Origin of the sequence: Mesosutterella multiformis, from assembly GCF_003402575.1 — a bacterium.
GTDB lineage: Bacteria > Pseudomonadota > Gammaproteobacteria > Burkholderiales > Burkholderiaceae_F > Mesosutterella > Mesosutterella multiformis.
In genome coordinates this window covers 772790-797361 of sequence record NZ_BGZJ01000001.1, presented here as the reverse complement: position 1 = coordinate 797361, position 24572 = coordinate 772790, and the positions used below count along the sequence as shown (strand labels likewise).

Here is a 24572-nt window from a genome sequence, read left to right as displayed (position 1 = left end):
CGTCTTGAAAGACAGGCTCTTTCTGTTTCTGTAGGATTTTTAGGAATTATGCCGGTCTATGGATATAAGTGTTCCTCCTGCGGCTTTGAAGAGGACATCATTCAGAAAATGTCAGACAAGCCTCTGACCAAATGCCCGAAGTGCGGGAAAGACACGTTTGTGAAACAGCTGTCTGCCCCCGGTTTCGAGCTGAAGGGCAAGGGCTGGGCTGCGACGGACTTCAATGCCGGTCATACCGGGGTTGCGGCCGCCCACACCAAGAACAAGTGAGCAGCAGAGGCGGGATGCGTTCCGCCCCTGAGGCCTTAGCAAATGCGTCTCGATCGTCCCTGAATAACAGGCCCGGATCCTGACGCTTTTGTTTTCATTACAGACATGTTCAAAAAGTTCATCTCCGCGGGGCTCCTCTTCTGGATCCCTCTGATCTTCACCGTCTGGATTCTCGACAGCGTCATTGAATTCAGCGACAGGCTTCTCGTCTTTCTTCCGACGCAGCAGCTGCCCGCCTTTCTGGCAAAAATTCCAGGTCTCGGGCTGATTTTCGCTGTCATCATCATCTTCCTCACCGGCGTCATCGTCGCCAACGTTCTCGGCAAAAAGATTGTTTCCTGGTGGGAAGCGCTGCTCGACCGCATCCCGATCGTGCACCCGATCTACAGCGGCATCAAAAAAATCGCAAGCACCTTTCTCAGCCAGCAGTCGCAGAGCTTTCAGAAGGTCGTCATGGTGGAGTATCCCCGCAAAGGGGCCTGGACACTTGCCTTTGTGGTGAACAAAGCGCCTGACACGATCCGCTCTGCCGCGAAAACCGAGGAAAACCTCCTCACGGTGTTCGTTCCGACTGCGCCGAACCCGACCTCAGGCTACGTGATCTTCGTCCCCGAATCCGAAACCCGCGAAACGAGCTTCGGAATTGAAGAGGCATTCACGTTCCATGTTTCCATGGGGGTTGTCGTGCCGGGAAGCGAAAAACATGAGTCTGATGACGCCGTCAAGGCCTGATTTTCGCCTTTCTTACTCTGGACAGGCGTTCAAGCGCTAAACTTGTCAAAGAATTCTTTTCTGAGTTGCTGCCTGCGCTCCGGGCTCCCTGCGGAACCCTGCGCACAGCGCAGCACAGTTTTGTTCAGCTGTTTTGCAAACAGCTATTGTTAGTGACCCGGAGCTTCTATGCGTACCGTTTATTCGGGTTTGGTTGATGAAAAATTCATCGGGCAGACCGTCACCCTTTATGGCTGGGTTCATCGCCGTCGTGACCACGGTGGTGTGATTTTTATTGACCTTCGCGACCGCGAAGGCCTCGTTCAGGTCGTCTGCGACCCTGACCGTCCTGAAGTGTTCAATACTGCCGACAAGGTCCGTAATGAATACTGCCTCAAGGTGGTTGGCCTCGTTCGCTCCCGTCCTGAAGGCACCAAGAATGACGACCTGATCTCCGGTGCCGTTGAGGTTCTCTGCCAGGATCTGGAAGTGCTGAACCCGTCTCTGACGCCTCCGTTCAGCCTGGATGACGACAACATCTCTGAAACGGCCCGCCTGACCTACCGCGTGCTCGACCTGCGCCGTCCGGTGATGCAGCGTAATCTGCGCCTCCGCTACAAGACCGCTATGGCCTTCCGCCGCTTCCTCGACGAGCATGGCTTCATCGATATTGAAACCCCGGCTCTGACCCGCAGCACCCCTGAAGGCGCCCGCGACTACCTCGTGCCGTCCCGCGTTGAAGAAGGCTGCTTCTACGCTCTGCCGCAGTCTCCCCAGCTCTTCAAGCAGATGCTGATGGTCGCCGGTTTCGACCGTTACTATCAGATCGTCAAGTGCTTCCGCGACGAAGACCTCCGTGCTGACCGTCAGCCTGAATTCACTCAGGTCGATATTGAAACCTCCTTCCTCACGCAGGAAGAAATCCGCGACATGTTCGAAAAGATGGTCCGCGGTGTGTTTAAGGAAGTGCTCGGCGTTGAACTCGCGAATCCGTACCCGGTTATGCGCTGGGATGACGCGATGGCGAAGTACGGCTCCGACAAGCCTGACCTCCGTATCTCCCTTGAGTTCAAGGAAATCACGGACCTCTGCAAGGACACGAGCTTCAAGGTGTTCGCCAATGCCGCAGCCATGCCTAACGGCAAGGTTGTCGCCATGAACGTGCCGAAGGGCTGCCAGCTGCCCCGTTCCGAGATTGACTCCTACACCGAGTTCGTCAAGATCTACGGCGCCAAGGGTCTTGCCTACATCAAGGTGAACGAAAAGGCGAAGGGCCGCGAAGGTCTCCAGAGCCCGATCGTGAAGAACCTCTCCGACGAGTTCCTGAATGCCGTGATTGAACGCACCGGCGCGAATGATGGCGACGTCATTTTCTTCGGCGCGGACAAGAAGAAGATCGTCTGGGATTCTCTCGGCGCTCTCCGTCTGAAGATCGGCCGCAGCGAGTTCGGCAAGAAGGCCGGCCTCTTCACCGAAGGCTGGAAGGCTCTCTGGGTTATCGACTTCCCGATGTTCGAGTGGTCTGATGAAGAAAACCGCTGGATGGCCTGCCATCACCCGTTCACCTGCCCGAAGCCCGAAGACGTGGACAAGCTCCAGTCGGATCCGGAACACTGCTACGCCCAGGCTTACGACATGGTGCTGAATGGCTGGGAAATCGGCGGCGGCTCCATCCGTATCCACAAGGAAGACGTGCAGGAGAAGGTCTTCAGCGCTCTGAAGATCACGCCTGAAGAGGCTGAACAGAAGTTCGGCTTCCTGCTGAACGCCCTGAAGTTCGGCGCGCCGCCCCATGGCGGTATCGCCTTCGGTCTTGATCGTATCGTCGCCATGATGACCGGCGCCAATTCGATCCGCGACGTGATCGCGTTCCCGAAGACGCAGCGCGCCCAGTGCCTGCTCACGCACGCTCCGGCTCCGGTGACGGAGAAGCAGCTGCGCGAACTGCACATCCGCCTGCGCAACGAGCATCATCACGACGAGCAGTAATTGATCCATCCCCCTTTTTCAGGGGGACCGGTTCTGAAGCCCTGCCGGGATTATTTCCCCGCAGGGCTTTCTTTTTTTCTCAGTAAATCGGGAACCGGGTATTCTTCCTCGGATCCTCGGAAATCGTCCACTCGGTTACCACGTTGTCGCGCCCATACTGAACCCAGAGCACCACATCCGAACGGGACGCATCCTGGAACCGGTACATGTAGGCGGACTGGTTGAGCAGCTTGAAGTCAAAAATCTTCGTGCAGTGCCCGAAGAGTCGATAGACATCGGCGATCGTTGTCTTGCCCGGCTTGATCAGGCGGTAGAAGTTCTCTTCAACGAGCGCCTGCTCACGCTTCACAAAGCGCCCGTTCTTATCAAAGAACATCCACCAGACTTCCTGCCCTTCAGGCTGCAGGGAATAGGTGTAACGGGTCGTGCCGTCAGGCATGGCTGTGATGGAATCCGGTTTCCCGAGCTTCTCCACCACCTGGGATTCTGTGCTTCCCAGATCAATCATCTGCGGATGCGCGCAGCCGCATAGAGCAAAGGCCGGCACAGCACCGGCCGCCACCAGCTTAAGAAGAGTCCGCCTGCTCAGCATCATCACTTCTCCTTCTCCGGGCGGGCATCCGGATAGCTGCTTTCGACCTCTGAAATCATCTCTTTCAGAATGGTCCGGATATCGTCCGCCCGGCATCCAATAAGGACCGCGTCATCGAGCGCCGCGGAAACCGATTCCCGCAGCTCGCGGTAGTTTTCATCTAGCACTTTAACCTTTTCCGTGCAGGATACGTTTTTCCCCGACACATCCTTCCAGAGCGGCATTCCGTCAGGCCTTTTCTCAAACTCCTGAGCCATCACGCTTTCCTCCCCGGCTGGCCGTATGTTCTGAAGCGCTCCAGCACCCGCGCCATCTCATCCTCGGGGAGCAGCCGGACGTCCCCGAGCTGCAGAAGATCGAGATACATCGAGGCGAGATTCTCTGTCTCCACGGCAAGCGCAAAGGCCCCCGGCAGACCAGAACCCGTCGCCAGCACCCCATGGTGAGCCATCAGGCAGACCCGGCAGTGTCTCAGGGCACCTGTCACGCTTTCCGCAAGCGCCTCAGTGCCGAACGTTGCATACGGCGCGCAGGGAATCTCCGCCGCCCCTGACATGGCCACCATATAGTGAAACGGCGGAATGCCTGACTCAAGGCAGGAAACCGCAGTAGCTTTCGGCGAATGCGTGTGAACAATCGCCCGGACTTCAGGTTTTGACTCATAGACCGCCGCGTGAAGCCGCCACTCGGAGGAAGGCAGCAGCGGCCCCTCATCCCGCCACTCGCCGGTCGGGAGACGCGTCACCCTCGAAATATCCTCCGGCGTGAGATCGTCGTACGGAACGCCGGATGGCGTGATCAGGAATGCCAGTGCGCCGCCTTCTGCCCGGCACCGGGCTGACACATTCCCGGATTTGTTCACGTTCAGGCGCTGGGTATTCATGGACCGTGCCGTCTCAATAATGCGGCTCCGAAGCACCTCAGTGTCTACAGGAAACTCCGTCTGAATCATCGCTTTCTCCTGCATTCTTCACTCCGGACGCGTCCCGGCAGGGGCCGGCATAAAGGGGCGGTCTCCCGCACCAGGGGCGAAAATCCCCTTCTCTGTCACAATTCCCGTGATAAGCCGCGCGGGAGTGATATCGAAAGCGATATTTCTTACCGCAGTCTCCCGCCCCGCGACCTGCACGCGGATCACGTCCCCATCAGGACCGATACCTGATATATCGGTGACTTCGCTCCGGGAACGCTCCTCTACCGGAATGCTCTTCACACCCTCCGCCATCGAAAAGTCTACGGTGGAAACAGGTGCCGCCACATAAAACGGCACTCCGCAATCCTTTGCCGCGAGCGCCTTCAGGTACGTACCGACCTTGTTTGCCACATCACCGTTAGACGCAATCCGGTCCGCTCCGACAATGACGAGATCAACCTCGCCCTGCTGCATCAGATACCCGCCCGCGTTATCCGCGATCAGTGTGCAGGGTATGCCTGCTTCGCGGAGCTCCCACTCGGTGAGCAGCCCCTGCATGCGGGGCCGGGTTTCATCAACCCAGACCTCCATCGGAATCCCTTTCTCCTGCGCCACATAAAGACCGGAGAGCGCAGTTCCATAATCGATTGTCGCGAGCCACCCGGCATTGCAGTGCGTCAGAATCCGGACCGGACGTCCATTCTTTCGATAAACCTCTTCAATAATGGCGGCAAAGTACCCGCCGATTGCCCGGTTGGATTCAATGTCCGACTCGCATATCTCCTCAGCCGCCTTCTGTGCGCGCGCTGCCCTCGCAGCCCCTGAAAGCCCCTCTGACGCTGCGGCTACCCGACGGACGGCCCACTGGAGGTTCACTGCCGTTGGTCTTGCCTCCGCGATCCGTTTCAGCCCCTCCTGAAGCTCTTCCTCAGTCTCCGCCTCGCGGCAGAGGAATGCCGCGGCCCAGGCTCCTGCCGCCCCGATCAGCGGGGCTCCGCGGACCTGCATGGATTTAATGGCGCGGATCAGCGCATCTGATGTTCCCTCACGGCAGATTTCCAGCCGGAAAGGCAGCTTCGTCTGATCAGGAAAGCACACGGTCTTTCCGCCGTCATCAGACCAGATACCCCGGATCCATTGATTGTTCACCTTCATTCGCCATTTCCTCCCTTGTTCCGGAGAAGCCTCTCCCATCAAGGCATTATCGGTACACTGTCTTATCGCATCCGGGAAACCGCATCCCGACGCATTCACACCTGCAGGCAGCTTATTTTCCGCCTGTTCTCCGTGTCCGGAATGCTTTTGCTTCCCTCATATAAAGCAAGATAACAGGAAACTCGCTGTTTATTTCCTTTAATGCTTTTATGATTCATATTGGATGAGTCTGTGCCCGGAGCCCTGCTCCGCAATCCCGCGGACTCAGTCTTTCCCTGTCCACCATCATCAGCAGAACAAAGATGAGCACTCTCGTTATTGAAACCTCGGACGGCATCCGTTCCATCGCCATCAACAAGCCCGCCAAGCGCAACAGCCTCTCAGCCGACACGCTGCAGGAACTGTCGACGGCTCTTGAAGATGCCGACAAGGACCCGGATGTCCGGGTCATTCTGATTCATGGCCTCCCGACCATCTTCTCGGCCGGATCTGATCTCGAGGAAATTGTTGCCGGCAATAAGATCAGCGCCGGCGTTGATAACGCAAGACACCTCATCTCGGTGGCCGACAATGTGAGAAAGCCTCTGATCGCGGCCGTGAACGGTCCGGCAGTCGGCCTTGCTGTCACGCTTCTCATGGCGTGCGACCTCGTCTACTGCGGAAAGCACGCGCTCTTCTCACTCCCCTTCACCGCTCTCGGCGAGACTCCTCTTTTCGGCATCACGCAGAGACTCATCGCCGAATGCGGCTATCACCACGCCGCTGAAAAGCTGCTCCTCTCAGAACCGATCACGGCAGAACAGGCTGTGGCACTTCATATCGCGAACGGTGTCTTTGAGGATGAAGATGTGCTCCGGGAAGCAACCGCCCGTGCCGTCCGTCTGACCCGCATGCCGCCTGAGGCCCTGATCCGCACAAAGAGCCTTCTGAGAGGCATCCTCCATAGCGACACCCGCGAGCAGTCCAAAAAAGAAGCTGAGGCGTTCAATGAGCAGCTCCAGGAGCCTGAAATCGTAGAAGCTCACCGGGCGTTTCTTGAAGGGCGCCGCCCCGATTTCTCGAAGAGCCTCGTGAAGAACGAAGGCAGCGCCTCCTGAGCAGGGAAGCCGCTTTCAAACAGTTTTCAACAAATTGGATTCAGTTTTGACAAGCGGCAAAGGTATCATTAACAAGATAAAAAGCGAGAACAAAGGCCTGTAACGACATGAACCAACACACTACCCAAGCCGAGGGGATTCTCTCTCTGGCAAAGGAAGTTCTGAAAATTGAATCCGCCGCGGTATCGGCTCTTTCTGACCGCATCGGAGATGACTTCGTCCGGGCCGTGCAGGCGCTCCTCGCCTGCCGCGGCCGCGTCGTCGTCACGGGTATCGGAAAAAGCGGCCATATTGCCCGCAAGATTGCGGCCACAATGGCTTCCACCGGGACCCCCGCTTTCTTTGTTCATGCCGCCGAAGCATCGCATGGTGACCTTGGCATGATCACCCGTGAGGATGTCGTAATCGGCATCTCTTACTCGGGGAGCACGTCCGAAGTACTCGCCATCATTCCCGCAATCAAGCGGGAAGGCGCTTTCCTCATCACGCTTACCGGCAATCCCGACAGCCCGATGGCCCGCGAAGCTGACATCAATCTGAACGTTCATGTCGCGCGCGAAGCCTGCCCGCTGAATCTCGCGCCGACCGCGTCAACCACGGCCACGCTTGCCATGGGGGACGCTCTCGCGATCGCCTGTCTCGACGCCAAAGGATTCACCAAAGAAGACTTTGCCCGGTCACATCCGGGCGGAGCGCTCGGCCGCAGGCTGCTGCTCCGGGTGCAGGACATCATGCGCCGCGGCGACGATGTACCGCGCGTTTCGCCCGACACGCAGATTCTTGCCGCCGTGCAGGAGATAAGCCGCAAGGGCATCGGCATGACCACCGTGACAGATAAGGACGGAAAGCTGCTCGGCATCTTCACGGAGGGTGACCTCCGGAGACTGATCGAGCGTGTCGGTGACATCCGTCCCATTGTGATCCGGGACGTCATGACGCCGCATCCGAAAGCCATATACCCTGAAGCGCTTGCCGCTGAAGCCGCATCGCTCCTTGAGCGCGCGCAGTGCAATCAGCTCCCTGTCGTCGATCACGATGGGCATCTGATCGGAGCGCTTCATTTCCATGACCTCATGACTGCCAAGGTAATCTGAGATGTCAGTAGAAGACAAAACCAAAAAAATCAAGCTGGTCGTCCTCGATGTGGACGGCGTCCTCACCGACGGCCAGATCGTTACCGGTTCCCAGGGAGAGCTCTGCAAGCACTTTGATGTCAAGGACGGTCTCGGCATCAAGATGCTGCTCGCCGCGGGGATCGATGTTGTCGTGATCACCGGCCGGCGGTCCGCCATCGTCGGCGCGCGGCTTCGTGAGCTCGGTGTCCGAGATGTGTTCCAGGGCCAGTCCTACAAGAAAGGTGCGTTCCTGGATCTCATTCAGGCTCGCCATCTGGACGCTTCGGAGTGCGCCTGCATGGGCGACGACATTCCGGATCTGCCGGTGCTGCAGCTGGTGGGACTCTCCTGTGCCCCGGCGGACGCCGTTGACACAGTTCTGAAGTCAGTCGACTTCGTTTCCTCCCGCGCGGGAGGCCGGGGAGCCGTTCGGGAAATGGCGGAAAAGATTCTGATGTCCCAGGGGGTCTGGGATGATCTGATCGACCGCTTTTACTTCCATCCCGACGCGCCCCGTTTCAGGTAATTGACATGCGGGAAAGAGTTTCAGCCATTGTTGCAATCATCCTCCTCGCCTTTCTGATCGGTGCGAGCTACTTCTACGCCGTGCAGTCAGGCCTTAAGGACCTGAAATACCTGCCGAGTGAAAACTCGCCGGACTATACAGCGACCAAGCTTTCGCTGACCGACTTTGACGGCGCGGGGAACCCTGTGCGCCGTGTCATCGCCGACAAGGTGATCCATTATTCGGACGACCGGACAGACGCCGATCATCCGCGCTATATCACCCTGACGCCGAACAAGCCTCAGGTCGACGCTTCTTCTGACCGCGGCTGGACACACGATGCCGGGAAAACGATCGAGTTTGAAGGGAACGTTAAAATTCTGAGAGACCCGGCAGGCAGCACTCCGGCCCTCAGCTTCGAAACCCAGAAGATGACAGCCTTCCCGGATACGGAACGCTTCACTTCAGACTCCCCGGTTGTCTTCCATCGTGGAAGCGACAGCACGACAGCGAGCGGCATGGACTACAGCTACGCCAACGGCACTATTTCACTTACGGGCCGCGTCAACACGCACATCGCCTCACGCAAATAATTGAGCGCAAACCATGAAAACAAAGCTTATTACAGCCCTTCTTCTGATTACAGCCGCTGCTACCGCAGGCGCGCTTCAGTCAGACAACTCGAAGCCGATTGAGATCGCCGCCGATCATTTCTCCGGCGACCAGGTCTCGCAGACAGCTGTTTACACGGGCCGCGTTGAGGTGCATCAGGGTACGCTTGAAATGCACGGCGACCGTCTCGACCTGCAGATCACGCCGAAGGGCTATCGGGTCGGCGTTCTGACAGGCAAGCTCGCCACCTTCAAGCAGCAGCGCGACAACCCGAATCCGAAGATCAGCGAGTGGATGCATGCTGAAGCCGACAAGCTGATCTACAACGAAGAAAAAGACACTATCACGCTCATCAACAATGCCCGCCTGACCCGTACGGAAAACGGCGTGCTGAAGGATGAAGCGACCGGTCAGACCATCGTGTATGATATCCGAAACGCCCGCTCTGTCGCCGAAGGCGGCACCGCAGGCGGTGAACGCCGCCGCGTGACGACAGTGATCGCGCCCCGCAAGCAGGACAACTCCTCCAGCTCCTCGGATACGACGAAGCTGCGTTCCTCCACCACGCTGGCACCGGCAAACAGGACGAAGTAAATGGCCGAATACGATAAGAACCTCGCCGTTGCCGGCACACATACTCTCGAAACCAAAGGGCTCAGAAAGCGCTACGGCCGCCGCGTCGTGGTGAAGGATGTGTCGCTGCGGGTGAAGAGCGGCGAAGTCGTGGGCCTGCTGGGCCCGAACGGTGCCGGCAAGACCACCACCTTCTACATGGTGGTTGGCCTCATCGTGGCTGACGGCGGCTCGATTTACCTCGACGGCAAGGACATTACGCACCTGCCGATTTATCGCCGCGCGCACATGGGCCTCACCTATCTGCCTCAGGAGGCGAGTGTCTTCCGGTCACTCACGGTGGAAGACAACATCCGCGCCATTCTTGAGCTGCAGAAGAATGAGGCCGGCAAGCCGCTCAGCAAGACCGAAATCAATGAGCGGCTCGAGTCCCTCCTGGATGAACTCTCCATTCAGAACATCCGCACGAATGTAGCCATGTCACTTTCAGGCGGCGAGCGGCGCCGCACGGAAATTGCCCGATCACTTGCGGCAAGTCCTAAATTCATTCTGCTTGACGAACCTTTCGCCGGCGTCGACCCGATTGCTGTGAGCGAAATCCGAAACATCATCCGGATTCTGAAGGAACGGAACATCGGTGTTCTGATCACGGACCACAACGTCCGGGAGACCTTCAAGACCTGCGACCATGCCTATATCATCAGCGACGGCAATGTGCTCGCCGCCGGTGTTCCGGAAGAGCTGAGCAACAACGAGACGGTCCGCAAGATCTATCTCGGCGAAGAGTTCGACTATCCCACGACAGGGAAAAAGCAGTAACAGCTGATTCTCCCGGATCCGGAACATGCCGAACGATCTGAAACTCCAGCAAGGCCAGCGCATGGTGCTGACACCTCAGCTGCAACAGGCAATTGAGGTGCTGGGGCTGTCGTCCGCCGAGCTTCTGGACGAGATCCATCGGGTTTCGGATGACAATCCCTTTCTCGAAGTGACCGAGCCTCAGGCTCAGGAAGAGCACGCCAGCCCGGTTCAGGAACCCGTGCGGAAGCCTGACGCGAGAGAGATTCAGAGCAGTGATGACGCGGGCGGCAATCCCGAGGGCGACTTCAGCGCAGCGCATGACAGCTTCGGCGAACTGAATTTTTCCCAGGCCTCCTGGGGACACGGCGACGCAAACAGCGACACCTCCCCGCTTGACTGGGTGGAAACATCCGAGACACTGCAGGAACACCTGGAAGCACAGATTCCCTTCCTCAGAGCAGCCCCTGAGGTAAAGGAAAAAGTGTCCTACCTGGTCGGTGAACTGGACGAAAACGGACTCTTCGAGGCGCCGCTTGAGGAAATAGCGGAGACCTTTGCCCGTCAGACCGGAACTGAACCGGCTGATCCTGGTACCTGGCAGCTCGCGCTTCAGGAACTTCAGTCCCTGGATCCCGCGGGGATTGGCGTTTATTCGGTTGCGGAGTCTCTCGCGCTGCAGCTGAAGCTCCTCGGCGAATCGGTTCCTGAACTTCCTCCCCGGCTGATCAGCCTTGCGGAGAACGCCCTTTCCGGCAGCCTTGGCGCGTTGGCTCACAAGGACTACGCCAAGCTGAAAAGAACGCTTGCCTGCACGGATGATGAGCTGAAGGCGGTCTATCGGATCATTCAGTCTCTGAACCCTCACCCGGCCTCTGACTTCAAGAACGATGCGGTGCAGTACGCCATTCCGGATATTCTCGTTACCCGGAAAAACGGGATATGGACCGCGTCATTAAATCCGGCTTCAACTCCAGCCCTCAGCATCAGCCCGCAGCTCTCTGAACTGACCGGTTCTGCGGCCAAGAAAAGCACGGCGGAAACGCCCTGGCGCGAAAAAGCAGCCCAGGCGAAAGTTTTTATCCGCAGTGTGGAGCAGCGTTACACCACGATGCTCCGGGTCGCGCAGTCGATCGTCAATCGTCAGCAGGAATTTTTCAGCAGCGGGGAAAAGGCACTGACCCCGATGGTGCTGAAGGACATTGCGGCGGACACCGGGCTTCATGAATCCACCATCTCCCGCGCCACAAACGGCAAATACCTTCAGTCTCCCGCGGGGATCTTCGAACTGAAATACTTCTTTAGCTCGCACGTCGCGGCTGAAAGCGGCGACACCGTTTCCTCCAAGGCAATCCGGTCACTGATCCGGGCCCTCATCGCCGAGGAACCGCCAGCCAAACCTCTCTCCGACGCCAAGCTTTCCGATCTCCTGAAGGAAAAAGGCTACCAGGTCGCACGGCGTACTGTCGCCAAGTACCGTGAACAGGAAAAAATCCTCCCCGCGTCTCTGAGGAAAAAAATTTAACGATAGAATTAAATGACATAGGAAGGCACCGACCCCCGAGGTGCCTGTTAGGAGTCTTTTGTCATGCAGGTTATCGCCGTTACAGGTCTATCAGGATCAGGAAAGTCCGTTGCCATCCGGCAGCTCGAGGACAGCGGCTACTACTGCATCGATAATCTGCCGGTCGACTTTATCGTTCCGGTGATTCAGTCTCTCAGGGACCGCGGTCAGGAGAAGGTCGCTGTTTCTGTCGACATCCGCTCCAAGGCCGCTCCCCAGACGGCTCTGCGCCAGTGTCAGGCCCTTAAGGATCTTGGAATCGATGTCCGGATCCTCGCACTGACCGCGTCCACGCCGGCGCTTGTTCAGCGATTCTCCGAAACCCGACGCCGCCATCCGCTGACGCCCCTTAACCGCGAACCCGGTGATCAGACGGGACTGCAGGAAGCGATTGCTCAGGAACGCTCCCTGATGAGCCTCGAGGACGGTTTCGTGCTCGATACGTCAGATCTCACGCCTTCCATGCTGAAAGCCTGGATCCGGCAGTTTATCAATGCTCCTGCCTCGGAAATGACAATTTCCTTTGAATCCTTCGCGTTCAAAAAAGGAATCCCCGTCGCAGCGGACTTCGTTTTCGATGTCCGGAACCTCCCGAACCCCTACTACGATACGGCGCTTCGCCCGCTCACCGGGCAGGATAAGCCGGTGATCGACTATCTGAAGAGCCAGCCTGAGGTCCTCGAAATGGTGTCCGATATCGAGACGTTCCTCCGCAAATGGATCCCCGGATTCAGAGCCCAGGGCCGGCACTATCTCACGATCTGCATCGGATGCACCGGCGGGCAGCACCGTTCGGTTTTCGTGGCGGAAGAACTCTACCGGCGCTTCTCAAGCATTGCCGGTGTCGTCGTCCGTCACCGGGCGCTCAAGCTCCCGCGGATCTAAGATCCCCGCGAATCTCGTCTGGATAAATTTGAGGACGGGGGAAGGCAGCGCCTCTGCGTCCGCGTCCCGGATACTGACCCACTTTCCGCCGGTAAAATGCCGCAGAGTGTCCGGCACCGCATCTCCTTCCCAGAAATGCATTTCAAGCCGGTAGTGGGTAAATTCATGAGGCAGCCGTCCCGCGTATCTGAGCGGCAGCCGTACCGCGGCCCCCTCCGGGAGAAGAGCGGCCGGATCGGGAGCCTCTTCTTCGTGAGGCGCTTCCGGGAAACAGTAAAGCCCCTGCCACACCCCCTTCATTTCCCGGCGGACAACCCAAAGCCGGCTTTCCGATCGGATGACAAGGAAGGAAGAAGAGCGGACCGGTTTTTCCGCCCGCTTTTTCACGCCGGGGAACGCGGAAGGGTCACCTGAGGCAAATCCTTTGCAGCCATCCCGCAGCGGGCAGCTGCCGCAGTCCGGCCGGGACCTCCGGCAGACCATGGATCCAAGATCCATCAGCGCCTGGGTGTAAATGCCGCACTCCTTCTGCGGCACCGTTTCCTCCGCGATTTCCCAGAGCCTCTTCTGATAAAGCGTTTCGCTTTCACCCCGCTTCACACCGAAGTACCGGGCAAAGACCCGCTTCGCATTGCCGTCAAGAATGGCCTCCGGCAAATCCCAGCAGCTGGAAAGAATGGCGGCCGCGGTCGATCGCCCGATGCCAGGCAGCGCCTCAAGCGCCTCCCGGTTTTTCGGAAATTCGCCCCCGGACGCCATAACGGCCTTTGCGCAGGCAAGCAGGTTCCGCCCCCGGGCATAATAGCCGAGCCCCGCCCAATGCCTGAGCACGTCATCCTCAGAGGCCGCCGCCAGAGTCCTGACATCCGGAAAGGCCTCGATAAATCTCAGATAGTAGGGGATCACGGTCGTGACCTGGGTCTGCTGCAGCATGATCTCCGATATCCATCTCCGGTACGGATCCCGGGTCTTCTGCCAGGGAAGGTCATGCCGGCCATGCTGCTTCTGCCACTTGATCAGTTGTTCTGCCAGATGCATTTCTGTTCCATTTCCGAAGGCGGTGTTTCCCGACAATCGCGGTCGCCTGCTACGGATTTCGCTAAATTCATTAGACTTCTCTGATAACAGCCACTTTACTTTGTTTGGGTCTATGAAAACAGCTTTCTCCCACGTTCTGCCCTGCATGCTGGCAGGAATCATGCTTTCCTCAGCGCCGGATTTCAGTTCGGCGCAGGAAATTCCGGCCGACAGCAAAGAGGCCGCCGCGGAGAAGGCTGACTCCTACTCCTACCCCGCCCTGACCAGCGATGTCCTTTTCAGTCTCATTGCGTCTGAAATTGCCGTGCAGCGTCATCAGTCAGGATCCGCCTTCCTCACGCTGATGGAAGAGGCGAAAAAGACGGGGAACCCAGGCATTGCCCGCAGGGCTTTCGCGATCGCCAATCTTTCAGCGGCCCCGAAAGAGGCGAGTGAAGCGCTGGCGCTCTGGTCAAAACTTACCGCCGGCACGCCTGAAGCTGAGGTGCCTGCCGCGTACGAGGCGCTGAGAAGCGGGAACTTTGATGCAGCCGAACCCGCCTTTGCCAAGTACCTGAAGACCCAGAGCCGCCCGTCTGTTGTTTTCCAGCAGATCTTCGCGTCACTGAACGGCCAGAGGATTGATAAGGCCCTGCCGCTTCTCACGTCTCTCGCTAAACCTTATGAAGCCAGCGAACCCGCTGTTGATCTCGCGATCTGCAGTGTCGCGGTTCAGGGGGCCCGGCGCGATATCGCTGAACGGTTTGCCCGCTCCGCCATCAAGGCAGCCCCGCAGAACCCGGCGGTCATCCGCCAGGCCGCGATCGCCCTGATGCCGCTGGAGCCTCAGGCCTCGGCCGATATGCTGAAACAGTTTCTGAAGGACTCACCGGAAGACTCCGCAACGCGCCTTATCTACGCGCAGAGCCTTCTCGCCGGGAAGCAAAAGGCGGAGTTCACGGCCCAGGCGAAACTTCTCACCACGAAGAAGCTCACCGGCACCCAATGGATTCAGCTTGGTGAAATGGCTGAGCAGAATGGCGAACCCAAAATCGCTGAAACCGCATACAGCACTTTCCTGAAGACTGAGCAGAAAGCCCCGGCTGATGAACGGAATCTCGCCTATATCCGGCTCGGTTTCCTCTCTGAAAATCAGCTGCGTCCCGAAGATGCACTCAGCTGGTACGAACAGGTAACGGACGGCAAGTACTACGTCGCGGCCCGTCTCCGCTCTGCCGATATCTATCAGAAAACCGGCCGCCCTGACCGGGCTATTGCTGTGCTTGAGCAGGCGAAGCCCAAAGCGGATGAGGGAAAGATCGCGATCACGACAGCGCTCAGTCAGCTGCTGAACGCCGCGAACCAGCCCTGGCAGGCCTATGACGCCATGCAGCAGACCGCAAAAACGGTCGGCAATGCGCCGGACTTTCTTTACAGCACCGCCATGCAGGCTGACAAAGTGAATGACCTGCAGGGCGTCGAATTCTATCTACGGAAGTACATCGCGCTCCGCCCCAATTCCTCCACCGGCTACAACGCGCTCGGCTACATCTTCGCCGAGCGGAATGTGCAGCTGCGGGAAGCACTCCGTCTTGTGGAAAAGGCCAATACGCTGAAACCAAGGGACCCCTATATCCTCGATTCTCTCGGCTGGGTCTACTACCGGCTGAAGAATTATGAGAAGGCGAAGCAATTCCTGGAGTCCTCGCTCAGTCTGCGCTATGACGCGGAAACCGTTGAACACCTGCTCACCGTACTCACGCAGGCCGGGGACCGCGCGGCGGCTCAGGCTGAGCTCGATAAGTGGGCGGCACAGCATCCGGATGACCAGTCTCTTCCCACCTTCCGTAAGAAGTTCGGTCTGAAATGAAACGCCGCACACTGCTCCTCGGTCTCGCTGCCTCCGCGCTCACTGCGGCCTGCTCTTCCCTGGGACCTCAGACAGGGAGTTTCGCGGAAAAGATTGAGGGACGCTTCAGTACGGTAACGGAGTTCCGGGGACGGAAGGAGAGCCAGACGGGCTCCTTCACGCTCAGGCGGTCAGGCTCCGCCACGGTGCTGGAGCTCGGGCATCCGCTCACTGGCATTCTTGCCCGGATCACGGTTTCACCGCAGCTCACCACGCTCGAGACCAGTGACGGAAAGAAACTCTCTGACCGGACGCCTGAGCGGCTCATGATGAATGAGCTCGGGTTCTCATTCCCTGTGACCGAAATGATGGGGTGGCTCAGTTCACCGCCTCCCGGAGATGAACTGTCGGCTCCGCCCTGGAGGATTGAGTTCCTCACGAAGACGGCTGACGGTCTCCCGAAGCTTGTCCGTGTCACCCGAGCGGAGAGCGCTGCTGCGCCTTCTGTCCGCCTCACCGTCACTATCGATAAGCGAGACGCCAATGCATCCTGATCTTCCGAAAGCCTTTCTCGATCTGCCGGCCCCGGCGAAAATCAATCTCTTTCTCCATATCGTCGGCATCCGGGAGGATGGTTATCACCTGCTCGAATCCGTCTTTCTGCTGATCTCGCTCGCGGACTCCGTAAGCCTCACAGAGCGGGCCGAAGGCGGTCTGGTCCGCACGGGAGACATGGCGGATAACCCCTCCGATCTCTGTCTGCGGGCCGCAAGGCTCCTGCAGGAAAAGACCGGGTGCCGGAAAGGCGCGGAAATCAGCGTCACGAAGCGTATTCCATCCGGCGCCGGCCTCGGCGGCGGATCTTCCGACGCGGCCACCACGCTGATCGGCCTCAACCGGCTCTGGAATCTCGGTGTCTCCCGTGAGGATCTCGCCACCTGGGGCACTGAGCTTGGGGCCGATGTTCCGTTTTTTATTCAGGGTGAAAATGCCTTCGTGGAAGGAATCGGAGAACGGATCACGCCAATCCCCGTTCCGGCGCACGATTTCCTGATCGTGTACCCCGGCGCATTCTCTGCCACAGATCGCGCGTTTCGGGATTTTGACTTGACAACACCGCCGCTATCACCGAAAATTAGCGGTCTTTCCTGCCTTTATCAGGACAAGGCTTTTCACTTTGGCTTTGGCCACAATGACTTACAGCCTGTCGTCACACAGTCCACACCCGCCGTCAGACAAGCCATACAAGCGCTTTCTCCCTTTGGGTCGGTCCGTATGACGGGATCAGGTTCAGCGGTTTTTCTTCCGCTCCAGAGCGGATCAGATGCCGAACGGGTATTGGAAAACCTTCCTGAAGAGTGGTCAGGCTACGCAGTAAAAAGCTTAGAACGTCATCCGCTGTCGGATTGGTTCCGCAGCGGGACGGGTTCTTGACAAGGACGGGGGAGTCGCCAAGGTGGTTAAGGCATCGGATTTTGATTCCGATATTCGCAGGTTCGAGTCCTGCCTCCCCTGCCAGAAACAAAGGGCATTTTGCCTGTTTTTCCCTTCCATGTACTGTCAGCATGGAACGATTAATACAACTGCGGGACGAAAGCCCTGCGAGGATTAAGAGCTAAATCATGGTTTCGAACAGCCTTATGGTTTTCTCGGGCAATGCAAATCCGAAGCTTGCCCTTTCTGTCACGCAGCACCTGAATATTCCATTGGGCCGTGCAACAGTCAACCGCTTCTCCGATGGTGAGGTTGCTGTTGAGATTAACGAGAACGTTCGTGGTCAGGATGTTTTCGTGCTGCAGAGCACCTGTGCTCCGACGAACGACAATCTGATGGAGCTGATGATCATGGTGGACGCTCTGCGCCGTGCTTCGGCCCGCAGAATTACCGCCGCAATTCCGTACTACGGCTATGCCCGTCAGGATCGCCGTCCGCGTTCCGCCCGCGTGGCCATCAGCGCGAAGGTTGTTGCGAACATGCTGCAGTCTGTCGGTGTTGACCGCGTCCTCACGATGGACCTTCACGCTGATCAGATTCAGGGCTTCTTTGACATTCCGGTGGATAACATCTATTCCACCCCGGTGCTTCTGAACGACATCCTCGCTCACCAGTATCCGAACCTGATGGTCGTTTCTCCTGACGTGGGCGGCGTGGTCCGCGCCCGTGCGATGGCGAAGGCTCTTGACGTTGATCTCGCGATCATCGATAAGCGCCGTCCCCGCGCCAACGTCGCTGAAATCATGAACATCATCGGCGAAGTGAAGGGCCGTACCTGCGTGATTACCGACGACATCGTCGATACCGCCGGCACCCTCTGCAATGCCGCGAGCGCGCTGAAGGAACGCGGTGCTGTCCGTGTTCTCGCCTACGCTGCTCACCCGGTGCTTTCCGGAAATGCCGTCGACCGTATCACGAATTCCCCGCTCGACGAGCTCGTCATCACGGACACGATTCCGCTTCGTCCCGAAGCTGAAGCCTGCCCGAAGATCCGCCAGCTCTCCTGCGCGGCTCTGATCGGCGAAACGATTTCCCGCATCGCCAACGAATCCTCCGTAAGCTCTCTGTTTGCGGAATAGCAAGAAACCCGCTGCTGGTCGCGGCGGCGGGTCCATTTTTTATTTTGGAGTTTTTCCATGAATTTCACTGCAACCACACGTAAAGCGCAAGGTACGGGTGCGAGCCGCCGTCTGCGCCGCGAGAACAAGCTTCCGGGCATTGTCTACGGCAACGACCAGGCTGCCACGCCGATCGTTCTCGATCACAACCCGATTTTCTATGCTCTTCGCAAGGAAGCGTTCCACTCCTCCGTCCTGACCCTGAATCTGGACGGCGTTGATCAGCTCGTCGTGCTGCGTTCCTTCCAGCTGCATCCCTACAAGCAGCAGGTTCTGCACATCGACTTCCAGCGTGTGGATCCGAACAAGCCGATGAACATGCGCGTGCCGCTGCACTTCGCTGGCGCCGAGAACAGCCCGGCTGTCAAGATCAGCAAGGGCCTTATCAGCCACCTGGTGTCCTTCCTCGAAGTTCACTGCCTGCCGAAGGATCTGCCTGAGTTCATCGATGTTGACCTGTCCAACATGACCGCTCAGACGATTCTGCGTGCTTCCGATCTGAACCTCCCGGCTGGCGTTACCGTCGTCGAGAAGCCCGGTGAAGACACCCCGATCGCCACCGTCATCACCGACTTCAAGGAAGAAGAGGCTGATGCCGCCGCTGACGCTGCCGCCGCCGCTGCTGCTTCTGCAGCTGCCGCCCCGGCTGAAGGCGCTGCCGCTCCGGCTGCTGCCGCTGAAGGCGAGAAGAAGGCCGAGTAATCTTTCCCGGCTTTTCTCTGAAAAGGCTCTTTCCTTTGAAAGAGCCTTTTTTTTTCAGGGCCGGAGAAGAAGACCGCTCTGGACTCTCCCCGCCCTGAAACGCGTACCGTAAGACGCTTAAGGAATTACTGAATCATGCCCGCTCAGATGAAAGGAATCTCACTCATTGTCGGTCTCGGCAATATCGGATCGGAATACGATGGCACGCGCCACAACGCGGGCTTTATGTTCGCCGATGAACTCGCCAGCCGTTCTCACGCTTACTTTTCGGAAGAAAAGAAGTTCAGCGCCTATGTGACCCGCGTCGAACTGGATCATCACGATGTCTGGCTGATGAAGCCGACGACCTACATGAACCGGTCCGGCACCGCCGTACAGGCTCTCGCCCAGTACTACCACATTGAGCCCGAGGAAATCCTTGTCGTCCATGATGAGCTCGATCTCCTGCCCGGATGCATGAAGCTGAAGCAGGGCGGCGGCAATGCCGGTCACAACGGACTGAAGGACATCACGCAGAAACTCGCCACGCCGAATTTCTGGCGCCTCCGTATCGGTACGGGTCATCCCCGCACGCTTGGCCTCCGAATCCAGGTTGTGGATTTCGTGCTCGGCAAACCGACTCCCGAACAGATGCAGAGCATTTCCAGCTGCATCACCGCCGGCATCGACTGCATGGCGGATCTCGCGGACGGCAACTTTCAGGCTGCGCAGAGGAAGATCGCTCCCTTCGGGAAGCATCCCGACGAAGCGGCCAAATAAGCCATGGCGTCGCCTATCTTCGTCAGTGCCTGCCTGCTAGGCCTCCCTGTACGCTGGGACGGAAAAGCCGTCTCAGGGGACTACGCGAGCATTCTCACCAAGTTCGTGTCCCGGGGCGGCCGAATCGTGTCGCTCTGCCCCGAATGCTCTGGTGGTCTTCCCACGCCGCGCCCGCCCTGTGAAATCCAGGCAGGAGACGGCTCGGACGTTCTTTCCGGAAAGGCCCGCGTGATCAGCATCAAAGGGACCGATCAGACGCTCGCCTATCTTCAGGGCGCCCGTGAGGCTCTGGCACTCTGCCTGCAGAATCAGGTCAAGGTGGCGGTGCTGAAATCTTTCAGCCCTGCCTGCGGAAACGGTAAAATTTACGATGGCTTTTTCCGCGGCACCAAAAAAGACGGCATCGGCGTTACAGCCTCCCTTCTCAGCCAGTCAGGCATACGTGTCTTCGATGAAGAGCACACCCTGGAGGCTGTCGCGCTCGCGCTCAAGGAATCTTCCGGCGAGTCCTGCGGCTGCGGCAGAGAGTAGACATTTTCAATCGCGTGAGGAGACACTCCTCCGCTTATATCTTTAGGAATTCAAGAAATGGGTCTTAAATGTGGCATCGTTGGCCTTCCCAACGTTGGCAAGTCAACGCTTTTCAATGCTCTGACGAAAGCGGGCATCGCCGCTGAGAATTACCCCTTCTGCACAATTGATCCCAATGTGGGCATCGTCGAGGTTCCGGATCCGCGTCTGCAGGCGCTCGCCGAAATCGACCACCCCAAGAAAATCGTTCCGGCTGCTGTCGAATTCGTCGACATCGCCGGTCTGGTTGCCGGCGCGAGCAAGGGCGAAGGCCTGGGCAATCAGTTCCTCGCCAACATCCGTGAGTGCGACGCCATTGCCCACATCGTCCGCTGCTTTGAGGACGACAACATTGTTCACGTGTCCGGCAAAGTGGATCCGGCGTCCGACATTGAAGTCATCAATACGGAACTGGCTCTCTCTGACCTCACCGTCGTTGAGAAGCAGATCCAGAAGTGGGGCAAGCAGGCCAAGCAGGGTGCTGACAAAGAAGCCGCTAAGCTGGTTGCTGTGCTGGAAAAGCTTCAGCCCGTCCTGAATGAAGGCAAGCCCGCCCGCACGGTGCCGCTGACTGACGAAGAGAAGCTGCTGATCAAGAATTACGGTCTCCTTACTCTGAAGCCCGTGATGTTTGTTGCCAATGTGAGCGAAGACGGCTTTGAGAACAACTCGTATCTCGATGCCGTGCGTCAGATCGCCAAGGAACAGGGCGCGACAGTTGTCGCGGTTTCTGCCCAGACCGAAGTTGAACTGCTCGAAATGCCGGAAGAAGACCGCGCCATGTTCCTCTCCGATATGGGAATGGAAGAGCCGGGCCTCAACCGCGTGATCCGCGCGGCTTACGACCTGCTCGGTCTGCAGACCTTCTTCACGAGCGGTGAAAAGGAAACACGCGCCTGGACGATTCATAAGGGCGATACCGCCCCGAAAGCGGCCGGCGTTATTCACACCGACTTTGAGCGCGGCTTCATCCGTGCGCAGACGATCGCCTTCGATGACTACATCAAGTATCACGGCGAAAAGGGTGCTCAGGAAGCCGGCAAGGAACGCGCCGAAGGCAAGGATTATGTCGTCCATGACGGCGACATCATGAACTTCCTTTTCAACGTCTGATTCTGCTGTCTTTAGTCTGATTCCTCTTCCGGGGCCGGGCATCCGGCCCCGGGATATCTGTCGGCCGCAATCGCTCAGTGGCGGCTTGTTAGAATACAATCAGACTGTTTTTTGTGATCCGCGGCAGGGGAATGTTCCTTTGCCCCCAATCCGACTGCCCCTCTGACACTATGGCTTTGACCAGCACCAAACAGCGAAAGGAACTAGGAGAGCGTCTGCAGTCCGAGCGTGAACGGCTCGGCTACACGCAGGAGCAGATTGCGTCGCTTCTTGGCGTCCCGCTGGATCAGTATCAGCGCTACGAAACCGGAGAATCAGATCCCGGACTCTTTCGCATGACGCGTCTTGCCGCAATCGGGTTTGATGCGAACTTCGTCATTACTACCGAACGCCACAATCCGGTGCGTGAGGAAAACGAGCTGCTGTCCCGTTTCCGTTCCCTTTCCATGCACGGAAAATCGTCGCTTTTCATGACGCTTGATGCCCTGGAGAGGCTCGCTCCGAATCTGCGCCGCACGATCCGGAAAACGCTTCGCTCGAAGAAATAACCAATTTTTGTGTCTGACCGGCGCACTAACCGTCTAAACTAGGAGCTGTGTACTCCGATTTCAGACCTTGCGCCGCGCCATGAAAAAAGATTCTGCTCTCATCAGGTTAGTCAGACTTTCCAAGTGGCTCATTCTGTTTGCTGCTCTGGCTTCGTTCGCCTCCATTTCCGCGCTGTATATCGTGGTGAGCCCCAAGTGGGTGGAGGAAAAACTGGAGGACTTCTCCTCCAAGAAGCTTGATCTCCATATCAAGCTCGATGGCCAGATCACCATCAAGCACCTGCCGAAAATTGAGGTCACTCTGCCCAAGGGCACCCTGACTGACACTACAGATAACAGCTATCTCGGCAGCTTCTCGTCCGGCACCATCCGCATTTCACCCTGGGGACTTCTCATCGGTCAGCTCCATATTTCCAGCATCACGCTGGACGGGCTGAATTCCGCCATCGCCTCACCGGATCAGAACGAGCTCCAGCATCTATCCCGGTCACCGCTGATTCAGGACACGGACAGCTGGATCGCGCCTGTTGTTGTGAAGAAACTGATCCTCACCAATGCCCAGGTTGCCGTGAACGGTCTCCGGCCTGAACCGGTTCAGGTGCAGATAGCGTCTCTGGAAACCGGCGAAGTGGCCCCCCGGATGACAGCTCCTGTCACCTTCAATGCTTCCTTCACGTCCCCGGCTGACAAAATCACCGCGAATGTTGAGGGAAACGGCAATGTCGACCTCGATCTGCGGAGCAAGATTCTCGGTCTGCCGCAATTCAGGATTCACGCCTCTGGAACTGCGCAGAGCTCTCCGTTTGACGCCACTGTGCAGACTGAAAACTTCCAGTATGTGCAGGGGGTCTGGTCCGGGAAGCAGCTCGCCGCTTCTGTTTCCACTACAGGGAAAAAACAGAATACCTACCAGCTCTCGGTCGAAGATCTGTCCACGCAGAATCACATTGTGCGAGGCCGGATTTCCAAGCTGAGCGCGGTGCAGTCGCTTGAGAGCGGCACGCAGTCGCTTTCTGTCTCCTCGCCCTTCTCGGTCGACATGGATAAGAAGAGCTATTCGCTCGATCAGATGCAGCTCGGATATGTGCTCGCCGCGGACACTGCCCCTGCCATTCAGGCGAGCCTCACCGGCACTGCCCGAGGCAACTGGGCCGATCAGACACTGCAGCTCGATACGAAGGGAAAGCTGAACGATGCTCCGCTCTCTATTTCCCTCCAGGGAAGCTCACTTGAGTCTCCGAAAATCGATACTCAGATTGTCGCGAAGAAGATTGATCTGACGCCGAAGGAAGAAACGGCCCCTGCCACGCTTTCCTGGGAGAGCATCCCGTCTGAAATCGCTGTGCCGCTTATCCGAATCGCGGGTACGGCGACTGTTCACGCCACTGTCAGCATTGAAGAACTTTCCCGCGGCGCCCTTCGGGCCTCCGCGGTCTCCTCTCATATTGCCCTCAGCCGGGACAGTCTCACCATTTCAGACTTCTCAGCAGACCTTCGGGGCGGGCACGTGACCGGCAATCTTTCCTTTGATCCCTCCGGAAGCTGGGTGATCAGGGCAAAAGCCGCACAGATAGCCGCTGGCGACCGCAGCGCCCCTGACAGCCTGAGCGGCACTCTCAACCTCCTGCTGACGGCATCCGGTCCCGGTGACCCCGATCAGATCATGACGAAGAGCCTCAAAGGCGACGCGGATATCGAGCTGACAAACGGAAATATGCCCGGACTCGGCCGGAAGGCTCTGCCTTTCACGAGTCTCTCCTGCCCGGTCGTGATTCATGATGGGATCGCGTCAACCGGGAGCCTGAAAGCGGCCGGCCATGACTTCACGGCAAAGGGCCGGGCAGAGATTGATCTGCAGACGCTTTCAGTGGCGGGAGAAGCGGTGGTGTGGTCCGCTCTGCAGCAGAAGTCCTCCCCTGCGACACTGGACGGCTCCGTTTCCCGTCCGGTCTGGAGTCTGATCGATCCGATGGAATTCCTGCCGGCCGAACCTCAGCCGGCACCGAAGGCTGCCGCCCCCGCAGCACCCGCCGCGCTGAAAGCCGCAGCTCCCGCGGCATCTGAATCCGTGTTTGAGCGCTGGTTCAGAGAACTGAAGGAATGGGTGCTGTCCAAATTCTGAAATCCCGCTGACTTACGGCTTGAAGCCCGGAATTTTCTGTTTCAGGGCTTCAGCCACCCGGGGGGATACGAATGCCCCGACGTCACCGCCAAGCGATGCGATCTCCTTCACGTAGGATGACGCGACAAACTGAAGCGAAGGCTCTGTCTGAAGGAATACGGTATCCACCCCCGGCATCAGCATGGAGTTGACCCCCGCCATCTGATACTCATAGGCAAAGTCTGACACCCCCCGGATTCCGCGCACGAGGACATCGAACCCATCACGCTTCACAAGATCGCTCAGCAACCCCTCAAAAATCACGACGGAAACATTCGGAAGATCGCTCACCTCTTCCCGCACCAGCCGGGCACGCTCTTCAGCCGTAAAAACGGTGCGTTTTCCGGTTGATTCCGCCACGGCAACGGTCAGAGACTCGAAGAGCTTCGCCGCACGGCGAATGATATGAAGGTGACCCAGAGTGACCGGATCAAAAGTGCCTGCGTACACTGCCTTTGCCAC

At 58.0% G+C, this 24572-nt stretch carries 27 protein-coding genes and 1 tRNA gene; 22 read left to right on the top strand and 6 right to left on the bottom strand.

The features are described from left to right. Window positions 1–48: 48 nt before the first annotated feature. From M4NBBH2_RS03775 to aspS, 3 genes are all read left to right on the top strand, one after another. Window positions 49–270 (top strand): FmdB family zinc ribbon protein, encoded by a 222-nt coding sequence (locus M4NBBH2_RS03775; protein WP_022444505.1) that lies wholly within the window; start codon window positions 49–51, stop codon window positions 268–270. A gap of 105 nt (window positions 271–375) precedes the next feature. After that, entirely contained in the window at window positions 376–1002 is a 627-nt protein-coding gene (locus tag M4NBBH2_RS03770) for a DUF502 domain-containing protein (RefSeq protein ID WP_116269762.1), read from the top strand. 168 nt (window positions 1003–1170) lie between these two features. Then, on the top strand, window positions 1171–2970 hold the full coding sequence (gene aspS / locus M4NBBH2_RS03765; protein ID WP_116269761.1) for an aspartate--tRNA ligase: 1800 nt from the start codon (window positions 1171–1173) through the stop codon (window positions 2968–2970). Window positions 2971–3049: 79 nt separating this feature from the next. Here the strand turns inward: aspS and M4NBBH2_RS03760 are convergent, their stop codons facing one another. Genes M4NBBH2_RS03760 through mtnA form a run of 4 tightly spaced genes read right to left on the bottom strand, consistent with a single transcriptional unit; the run spans window position 3050 to window position 5630 of the window. Continuing rightward, on the bottom strand, window positions 3050–3565 hold the full coding sequence (locus M4NBBH2_RS03760) for a hypothetical protein (RefSeq protein WP_116269760.1): 516 nt from the start codon (window positions 3563–3565) through the stop codon (window positions 3050–3052). Next, a complete protein-coding gene (locus M4NBBH2_RS03755; RefSeq protein WP_235005595.1) occupies window positions 3565–3819 on the bottom strand; it encodes a hypothetical protein in 255 nt (84 codons plus the stop codon). Before M4NBBH2_RS03755 ends, M4NBBH2_RS03760 begins: the two co-directional genes overlap by 1 nt. Further along, entirely contained in the window at window positions 3819–4529 is a 711-nt protein-coding gene (locus M4NBBH2_RS03750) for a class II aldolase/adducin family protein (RefSeq protein ID WP_235005596.1), read from the bottom strand. Before M4NBBH2_RS03750 ends, M4NBBH2_RS03755 begins: the two co-directional genes overlap by 1 nt. A 3-nt stretch (window positions 4530–4532) precedes the next feature. Further along, window positions 4533–5630: an S-methyl-5-thioribose-1-phosphate isomerase gene (mtnA, locus tag M4NBBH2_RS03745; RefSeq protein ID WP_116269759.1), complete on the bottom strand. Its 1098-nt coding sequence runs from the start codon at window positions 5628–5630 to the stop codon at window positions 4533–4535. A 302-nt stretch (window positions 5631–5932) separates the two neighbouring features. On the opposite strand from mtnA, the gene M4NBBH2_RS03740 reads away from it, so the two are divergent. The 8 genes from M4NBBH2_RS03740 (at window position 5933) to rapZ (ending at window position 12779) form a co-directional block, all read left to right on the top strand. Next, a complete protein-coding gene (locus tag M4NBBH2_RS03740) occupies window positions 5933–6727 on the top strand; it encodes an enoyl-CoA hydratase-related protein (RefSeq protein ID WP_116269758.1) in 795 nt (264 codons plus the stop codon). Window positions 6728–6834: 107 nt separating this feature from the next. Beyond that, entirely contained in the window at window positions 6835–7821 is a 987-nt protein-coding gene (locus M4NBBH2_RS03735; protein WP_116269757.1) for a KpsF/GutQ family sugar-phosphate isomerase, read from the top strand. 1 nt (window position 7822) lies between these two features. Beyond that, window positions 7823–8368 carry a KdsC family phosphatase gene (locus M4NBBH2_RS03730; protein ID WP_116269756.1) on the top strand — a complete coding sequence of 182 codons (546 nt, stop codon included), beginning with the start codon at window positions 7823–7825 and terminating at the stop codon, window positions 8366–8368. Between the two features lie 5 nt (window positions 8369–8373). Then, on the top strand, window positions 8374–8940 hold the full coding sequence (lptC, locus tag M4NBBH2_RS03725; RefSeq protein WP_116269755.1) for an LPS export ABC transporter periplasmic protein LptC: 567 nt from the start codon (window positions 8374–8376) through the stop codon (window positions 8938–8940). A 13-nt stretch (window positions 8941–8953) separates the two neighbouring features. After that, window positions 8954–9553 carry a lipopolysaccharide transport periplasmic protein LptA gene (lptA, locus tag M4NBBH2_RS03720; RefSeq protein WP_116269754.1) on the top strand — a complete coding sequence of 200 codons (600 nt, stop codon included), beginning with the start codon at window positions 8954–8956 and terminating at the stop codon, window positions 9551–9553. Further along, the gene (gene lptB / locus M4NBBH2_RS03715) at window positions 9554–10351 is read left to right on the top strand and encodes an LPS export ABC transporter ATP-binding protein (RefSeq protein WP_116269753.1); all 798 of its coding nucleotides are present in this window, start codon (window positions 9554–9556) and stop codon (window positions 10349–10351) included. Between the two features lie 25 nt (window positions 10352–10376). After that, window positions 10377–11855 (top strand): RNA polymerase factor sigma-54, encoded by a 1479-nt coding sequence (rpoN, locus tag M4NBBH2_RS03710; RefSeq protein WP_116269752.1) that lies wholly within the window; start codon window positions 10377–10379, stop codon window positions 11853–11855. 63 nt (window positions 11856–11918) lie between these two features. Next, window positions 11919–12779, top strand: coding sequence for an RNase adapter RapZ (rapZ, locus tag M4NBBH2_RS03705; protein ID WP_116269751.1), 861 nt, complete (start codon window positions 11919–11921; stop codon window positions 12777–12779). Here the strand turns inward: rapZ and mutY are convergent. Then, a complete protein-coding gene (gene mutY / locus M4NBBH2_RS03700) occupies window positions 12723–13817 on the bottom strand; it encodes an A/G-specific adenine glycosylase (protein WP_170135100.1) in 1095 nt (364 codons plus the stop codon). The two genes, rapZ and mutY, sit on opposite strands and share 57 nt — an antisense overlap. 112 nt (window positions 13818–13929) lie before the next feature. Here mutY and M4NBBH2_RS03695 point away from each other — a divergent pair, with 112 nt between their 5' ends. The 11 genes from M4NBBH2_RS03695 (at window position 13930) to M4NBBH2_RS03645 (ending at window position 24071) form a co-directional block, all read left to right on the top strand. After that, window positions 13930–15666: a tetratricopeptide repeat protein gene (locus tag M4NBBH2_RS03695; protein ID WP_160117822.1), complete on the top strand. Its 1737-nt coding sequence runs from the start codon at window positions 13930–13932 to the stop codon at window positions 15664–15666. After that, on the top strand, window positions 15663–16199 hold the full coding sequence (locus tag M4NBBH2_RS03690; RefSeq protein WP_116269748.1) for an outer membrane lipoprotein LolB: 537 nt from the start codon (window positions 15663–15665) through the stop codon (window positions 16197–16199). The genes M4NBBH2_RS03695 and M4NBBH2_RS03690 overlap by 4 nt, the downstream gene beginning before the upstream one ends. Next, complete coding sequence (gene ispE / locus M4NBBH2_RS03685) at window positions 16117–17079, top strand: 4-(cytidine 5'-diphospho)-2-C-methyl-D-erythritol kinase (protein ID WP_238691369.1); 963 nt, start codon at window positions 16117–16119, stop codon at window positions 17077–17079. Before M4NBBH2_RS03690 ends, ispE begins: the two co-directional genes overlap by 83 nt. Window positions 17080–17086: 7 nt before the next feature. After that, window positions 17087–17163 (top strand) — tRNA-Gln (locus M4NBBH2_RS03680). Between the two features lie 104 nt (window positions 17164–17267). After that, window positions 17268–18218 (top strand): ribose-phosphate pyrophosphokinase, encoded by a 951-nt coding sequence (locus M4NBBH2_RS03675; RefSeq protein WP_022444523.1) that lies wholly within the window; start codon window positions 17268–17270, stop codon window positions 18216–18218. 57 nt (window positions 18219–18275) lie between these two features. Continuing rightward, complete coding sequence (locus M4NBBH2_RS03670) at window positions 18276–18959, top strand: 50S ribosomal protein L25/general stress protein Ctc (protein WP_116269746.1); 684 nt, start codon at window positions 18276–18278, stop codon at window positions 18957–18959. A 135-nt stretch (window positions 18960–19094) separates the two neighbouring features. After that, entirely contained in the window at window positions 19095–19718 is a 624-nt protein-coding gene (gene pth, locus M4NBBH2_RS03665) for an aminoacyl-tRNA hydrolase (RefSeq protein WP_235005597.1), read from the top strand. Window positions 19719–19721: 3 nt separating this feature from the next. Continuing rightward, a complete protein-coding gene (locus M4NBBH2_RS03660; RefSeq protein WP_116269745.1) occupies window positions 19722–20249 on the top strand; it encodes a 2-thiouracil desulfurase family protein in 528 nt (175 codons plus the stop codon). Window positions 20250–20306: 57 nt separating this feature from the next. Next, window positions 20307–21401 carry a redox-regulated ATPase YchF gene (ychF, locus tag M4NBBH2_RS03655; protein WP_116269744.1) on the top strand — a complete coding sequence of 365 codons (1095 nt, stop codon included), beginning with the start codon at window positions 20307–20309 and terminating at the stop codon, window positions 21399–21401. Between the two features lie 170 nt (window positions 21402–21571). Then, the gene (locus M4NBBH2_RS03650) at window positions 21572–21949 is read left to right on the top strand and encodes a helix-turn-helix domain-containing protein (RefSeq protein ID WP_049686585.1); all 378 of its coding nucleotides are present in this window, start codon (window positions 21572–21574) and stop codon (window positions 21947–21949) included. Between the two features lie 79 nt (window positions 21950–22028). After that, window positions 22029–24071 (top strand): AsmA family protein, encoded by a 2043-nt coding sequence (locus tag M4NBBH2_RS03645; RefSeq protein WP_116269743.1) that lies wholly within the window; start codon window positions 22029–22031, stop codon window positions 24069–24071. A 12-nt stretch (window positions 24072–24083) separates the two neighbouring features. On the opposite strand, the gene coaD is transcribed toward M4NBBH2_RS03645, so the two are convergent. Beyond that, window positions 24084–24572, bottom strand: a complete 489-nt coding sequence (coaD, locus tag M4NBBH2_RS03640) for a pantetheine-phosphate adenylyltransferase (RefSeq protein WP_116269742.1) — start codon at window positions 24570–24572, stop codon at window positions 24084–24086.